7 protein-coding genes are annotated in these 5,015 nt (G+C 43.3%); all 7 read right to left on the bottom strand.

The features are described from left to right. Positions 1 to 167 precede the first annotated feature (167 nt). Complete coding sequence (locus tag CDG79_RS38960) at positions 168 to 380, bottom strand: hypothetical protein (protein WP_094346839.1); 213 nt, start codon at positions 378 to 380, stop codon at positions 168 to 170. A gap of 674 nt (positions 381 to 1,054) precedes the next feature. Further along, entirely contained in the window at positions 1,055 to 2,515 is a 1,461-nt protein-coding gene (locus CDG79_RS38950) for a hypothetical protein (RefSeq protein WP_094346838.1), read from the bottom strand. Then, entirely contained in the window at positions 2,512 to 3,081 is a 570-nt protein-coding gene (locus CDG79_RS38945; RefSeq protein ID WP_094346837.1) for a hypothetical protein, read from the bottom strand. Before CDG79_RS38945 ends, CDG79_RS38950 begins: the two co-directional genes overlap by 4 nt. Before the next feature lie 64 nt (positions 3,082 to 3,145). Then, positions 3,146 to 3,787 carry a hypothetical protein gene (locus CDG79_RS38940; RefSeq protein WP_094346836.1) on the bottom strand — a complete coding sequence of 214 codons (642 nt, stop codon included), beginning with the start codon at positions 3,785 to 3,787 and terminating at the stop codon, positions 3,146 to 3,148. Continuing rightward, positions 3,726 to 4,001: a hypothetical protein gene (locus CDG79_RS41830; protein WP_143855731.1), complete on the bottom strand. Its 276-nt coding sequence runs from the start codon at positions 3,999 to 4,001 to the stop codon at positions 3,726 to 3,728. Before CDG79_RS41830 ends, CDG79_RS38940 begins: the two co-directional genes overlap by 62 nt. A 46-nt stretch (positions 4,002 to 4,047) precedes the next feature. Then, positions 4,048 to 4,716: a hypothetical protein gene (locus CDG79_RS38935; protein WP_094346835.1), complete on the bottom strand. Its 669-nt coding sequence runs from the start codon at positions 4,714 to 4,716 to the stop codon at positions 4,048 to 4,050. 12 nt (positions 4,717 to 4,728) lie between these two features. After that, the coding region (locus CDG79_RS43175; protein WP_189525293.1) for a hypothetical protein at positions 4,729 to 5,015 on the bottom strand (287 nt) is incomplete at its 5' end.

Genomic DNA, 5,015 nt, shown 5'->3' with positions numbered 1-5,015 from the left:
GCTTGCTCGTCTCAAAAAAAGTATTTCACAGACGAGTAAGCTTTTTCTACCTTCAAAAACTTTTTGGGCAACCCTCCACCGTTATCGCTTCCATTTCACAGCCTCTACAAAAAATAGCGATCGCAGCCAAGCGCCCACTGCTATTAACGCATTAATACTTGTAATGCTTATGCAGCAAGGTTTGTAGCTTTTCTTAGTGCCATTCCCCCCATACCCTTGGCTATCACAATAGCAGCATCACCTTTTTTATTGAGATCCTTCCTTAAGGCTTCCATCATCATCCAGGCACATTCGTTGCGTTCAAGCTTACCTTCACAGAGTATTCGGTATGGCTTTTGATAAAGTCCTGAAAGCCCATGAAATCTATCCCCATCAGGCATGGTTCGACCTCCAATGCTGGAACCCTTTATATGATAAAGTTAGCTTATATATCCAACAATGTCAATCCTTAAGATTAAATTTTGCAAGAAATGTCAGAGTTGCTCATTCAGTAGATAAATAGAATGATGGCATCACCGTGGTCGGGGCAATAATTTACTTGTGGAGTGGCCACCGACATAAGCACCCAAAACTATTTTTATCAATCAATAAATACATTGGGGGTTTTGGAGCTATGCCGTCACAAAACCACTCATAAAAAAACGAGATCATCGCCCGGCATACACTCCAAAACCCCCTCTTTCATTAGGACTAGCTCCGACAGAGCAGTATTGAGTGTGCAACATCAGCGCCTAAAACGCTTGTAAACAAGCACTCTTAACTAGAAAGCGTCTACATCTGTAGACATGAGAGATTCGGGTGCGAGTCAAAGGTAAGAATCTATTTGTTTCCCCTCAGATGACCATTTTTCATCTAGAAGGCGACAAGCAACATAAACAACTTTTTGACTTCTTTGCGCTTATGGACTCCATTTATCCCCCAGCAGCGAACGGTGAAATCACTTTCATAACCCAGGACAAGTGCTAGCTCGTTATAAGTTAATTGCCACTTTTTCTTAAATTCTATTGGGTGCATAGTATTCACCTATTTCCATAAATTAATTAACAGTGAAGAGCTAAGTATCAAAAGAAATCGGCTTACCGTTGAAATGGTTGTAAATATCCTCTGGGTTAAACCAGCTTGGCAGTGTACGCTCTGCCTCCAGATATTCCTCCCCATTGTCATCAAGCAAGCCGCGAATAATCTTGACTCTAGACAGTGGGGTTTTACCGTTAGCTGAGAATTTTTGAATGAGGATTGTACCCGCCTCCCTCATGGCTTGCGTACCTTCGGGATAGCTTGAATTGGTGTCATTGTGGGTAATACCAGTTACATAAACTTTTGCTTTTCTAGTGTCTGTCAGATGCAGTTTGTAAAACTTTTCTGCGGGTTCACCAATCAATGATTTCAGGTTAGTGTATTCATCAATAAGCACTTGTTCAGGCGTGATAGTCGCAGGTTGTTCTAAGTCATTTTTACCCTTAATTCTTAATAGCCAATGTTCACACAGCCCATCAAGCGCTGTGCCTATCTCTGTCTCTGACTCTGCAATATTTTGAGTATCAAGATATCGCCATGCTTTGGAGTTATCCCCAGTCGCGTGACGGTCAATCAAGTAGTAGATGGGAATCCCTAAGCAATGCTTTCTAACAAGAGCTATAGCCGCGCTCGTGTAAGTTTTACCTGACCCCTGGCGACCGATTAACCACAATGGCGTTAAGTTGTCGATAATCTTCCACAGCCAGCCCTCTTCATGGGCTTTGAGCGCTTCTATAAGCTCAGTTGCTCGTTGCTGGTCAACTGACTGCTGATTGTCGCTGTCTGCGATCGCACTTTTGGTTTTACCCTCAATCTTGCCGCGTTCCTGGTCAGCCTTCGCCCTGTCTCTCAGGTTCTCAGCAATGGTTTTATCCATCACAGAATGATTAACAGCACGGGCTTTCATAAAGTCCTCTAGCTGAATTCGAGCCTTAACGCGTTCATTTTCCTCATCGGTTAGCCCCAATTCTTTACGAGAATGAACGTCTAGGTCAGTTAATCCATCTTTCAAGCGTTCAGTGTAAAGCTGGGTCGAATGCTGCTTAATTTCACGTTTGTACTTATTATGCTGCCAAGTTGCATAGTCGCCGGTCTTTTCCAGTTCGCCCAGTTCATAATCCGTGCGCTTGAGGCGTTGCGAACGCACGAGCAAGCAACCCACGACACCCCATAGCCCAATAACTGCAATCCCATACCCTAACAACTGATTAGGGTTATCTGTGGGCAAATCACGCACCCATTGAATAGCATCGCCCTTGTAGGGAATGATGCTGCCATACAGTCCGTAGCGTTGCCATTCTTCAGTAAGGACAAAACGCGGCTGGTTGCAAAAACGCTTATCCAAAGCTATTTGGCTATGTACGCCGTTTGCTGACCTTGGGCAGAACTGAATTTGTGTCAGGTCGTAAGGCTGACGTGTTTGCGATGTTGCTAGCCCGATGATTGCGGCTACACCACACACACCAGCCAGTGCTAACTCGAAAACACCCTGTTTCATTCCCGCCCCTTAAAAATAATTGCAATAGAACCAATGAATAAAGCCAACGCGACTGCAATACTTACCCAAGGGTCTGATTGCGGGTTCTGTTTTTCAATGGTTTGGATGTCTTGGCTAATCTGCGTGACTGTTTCTTTAGTCAAATTCTCAAAATATTGATGGTCTTTGACTGCTAACCAAGTTGTGACACCTGCAAACACCAAGCCCCCAGCAGTTTTGAAAACGTTTTGCATATTATCTACCTCTAATCCGTCAGTGTTGTAATTAACTCTCAAGCCCGTTAGCCCAGCGAGAGAGCCAACGCTGCATATAGAAAACGAGAGCGAAATTGCCAACCAGAGATTAACGCCGCCGCCAGTTATTAAGAGATATTTAGCTATCAAGAATCCTGTGGAATTTAGCGACCAACCAACAAAGAATCTCGTCAATTTTTCCGTTGTATTGATAACATCTTGACGGTGCTGCTTGCGCGATTCTAGGTGTTCTAGTAAGTCTTTTGGTAATGGCGTATCTGGGGCGATTTCGCTTACTACTTCTTCTTGTGACTCTTCAATGTCGTATGTCATATCTGTATCAGAGTATTTCTCGAACCCGTCAGCGAACGGCTTAAGTTACTGACGGGTTTAGTTATTAGAAACCTAGTAGGGCATCCTTGATTTTTTGGACAATCGAGCGTCCCGCATATTGTTTTTTCGGCTTGAAATCATCATGAGCGTTATCACCCATTTCTAAGTAATACTTGCCCAGTTCTCTATCATGTTGTAGGTCAATTGTTTGTTGTCTAATGTCTGTCTGCAATTCTGCCTGTAACATCTTGTATTCACCGTCAACTTGCATCATGTGTTTATCCACCCATGCTTTCAGCAATAGATGGTCTGTTGCTTGTTGATGGCGTAGCGCTTCTTTCTCCTTGGATGAAGCAAAATCAAGCTTCATTTCTTCTAGGATATTAGCTAGATGAGTATCTGCTAAAATCGCTGATTGTACTGCTCTTTCAATCTTTTCGCCGCTTACACCAGCTTGTTTATAGATGTCGCTAAGGACTATGTTTAAGTCCTCAGTCCCCTTGATAGCAGCTAACATCTGCTCTCTAACCTGTGGGGCAAATTCGCTAATCTTCGCCCCGTCATTACCCATTTGTCCTATCAGCTTCAGGGCTGATTTATCACCTGTTAGCGCTCTGACTACTAAGTTGGTAGATGCGTTGAATTTAGTTTTTAATTGGCGTTCTAGGTGGCGTGATTTGGAAGTTACCAGATTTTTTAGCTTCATTGAACTTTTCACAGCGATATTCCTTATCTGGGGTAAATATTTGGTTGCAGTAATACTCCATTCGTCTTACATATTGCTCAATAGCTGACTTTCGTTTGAGATATTGCTGATAGCTTGATTGCTCTAGCATTGGCAGATACAAGCAGCTATACAAGGGTAAAATCACAGCAGCGAGCGCACCCAAACTAACAGCAATTCTTGAGAAGTAGCTCATTCTACAAGAGCAAATCACCAAGCACTCAAGCAGCGTCAAGTTATCACTATTGAGCCGCGTTGAGCCTTGCGAGGATTGAAAATTGGGTGCTTTTAATGTTTTGGCGGATGACTCCCATATCCGCTTTCATGTCTCCTGAGAAGTTGTTAACCTTTTGGTTCAATCTAGAAGCTCTGTTGCTTACGTGTTCTCGCAAGTCTTGGGCGCTAGTTTCAAATGATTGCTCAATGACATCAAATTTCTGATCAACGTAGTTCTTGATTGCAGCCGTTACAGTACTGATGAATTGGCTGTAGTCGGTAAAAGTGTCGTCAACATTAAGAGCGATACTTAATGTTTCTTGTTCGGTTAACTCAAACCCCAGCGCCGATGATTGGGCTGTTACAATCTGACGCTTGTCATCGCTGGTTACAGTGATGCTGTTAATCTCTCTTGAAGCGATTGTAAGCTGACTGTTATCAAGTTCCGGGTCAGGTTGTGCATCTTCTACTTGTGAGAGAAATTTTTCTTCAACGAGTTCATCAACTACAGATAATTGGCTTGTCGATTTGACTTTGAGATAATCAACGGCTTGGCTCAATTGCTCTTTGGTGGGATTGTCAAGGTCATCGCACTCGACAGCAAGAGCTGCTGTTGTGTAATCGTCCTTAGTGAATCCTTGATAACCCTGTTTGTACAAACGAGCGCGGACATTGTTAGTGAACTTGTCAGACATGATGATTACTCCTTAGAGGGCTAGTGTTAAAACTGAGATCGTTGCGGATTTCATTGTTTGCTTACGCTTGTTGATTGCCCATTTAGCAGCAACAAACGCAACAAGGGCTAAATCCTTGCTCTGATATGAGTGAAGGGCGTTATAACTTAGATTTGCTTGGCTAAACCAGTAGTAACGAGTGCTGCGTGGTACATCGTCAAGATTGATTTTTAGATAGTCTGCCAGCGCGACTAGGAATTGCTGACCTGTGTATTGAACTTCTTCGGCATCATAGAAGTGTTTAAAGGCTTGCCAGCGTT

Source organism: Nostoc sp. 'Peltigera membranacea cyanobiont' 232 (assembly GCF_002245985.1).
Classification (GTDB): Bacteria; Cyanobacteriota; Cyanobacteriia; order Cyanobacteriales; family Nostocaceae; genus Nostoc.
The sequence above is the reverse complement of the archived record's forward strand: the minus strand, read 5'-3'. Positions and strand labels throughout refer to the sequence as shown.

Coding starts and splice junctions, on each gene's coding strand:
- CDG79_RS38960 (WP_094346839.1), bottom strand. CDS start 380: ATGCCTGATGGGGATAGATTTCATGGGCTTTCAGGACTTTATCAAAAG.
- CDG79_RS38950 (WP_094346838.1), bottom strand. CDS start 2,515: ATGAAACAGGGTGTTTTCGAGTTAGCACTGGCTGGTGTGTGTGGTGTA.
- CDG79_RS38945 (WP_094346837.1), bottom strand. CDS start 3,081: ATGACATACGACATTGAAGAGTCACAAGAAGAAGTAGTAAGCGAAATC.
- CDG79_RS38940 (WP_094346836.1), bottom strand. CDS start 3,787: ATGAAGCTAAAAAATCTGGTAACTTCCAAATCACGCCACCTAGAACGC.
- CDG79_RS41830 (WP_143855731.1), bottom strand. CDS start 4,001: ATGAGCTACTTCTCAAGAATTGCTGTTAGTTTGGGTGCGCTCGCTGCT.
- CDG79_RS38935 (WP_094346835.1), bottom strand. CDS start 4,716: ATGTCTGACAAGTTCACTAACAATGTCCGCGCTCGTTTGTACAAACAG.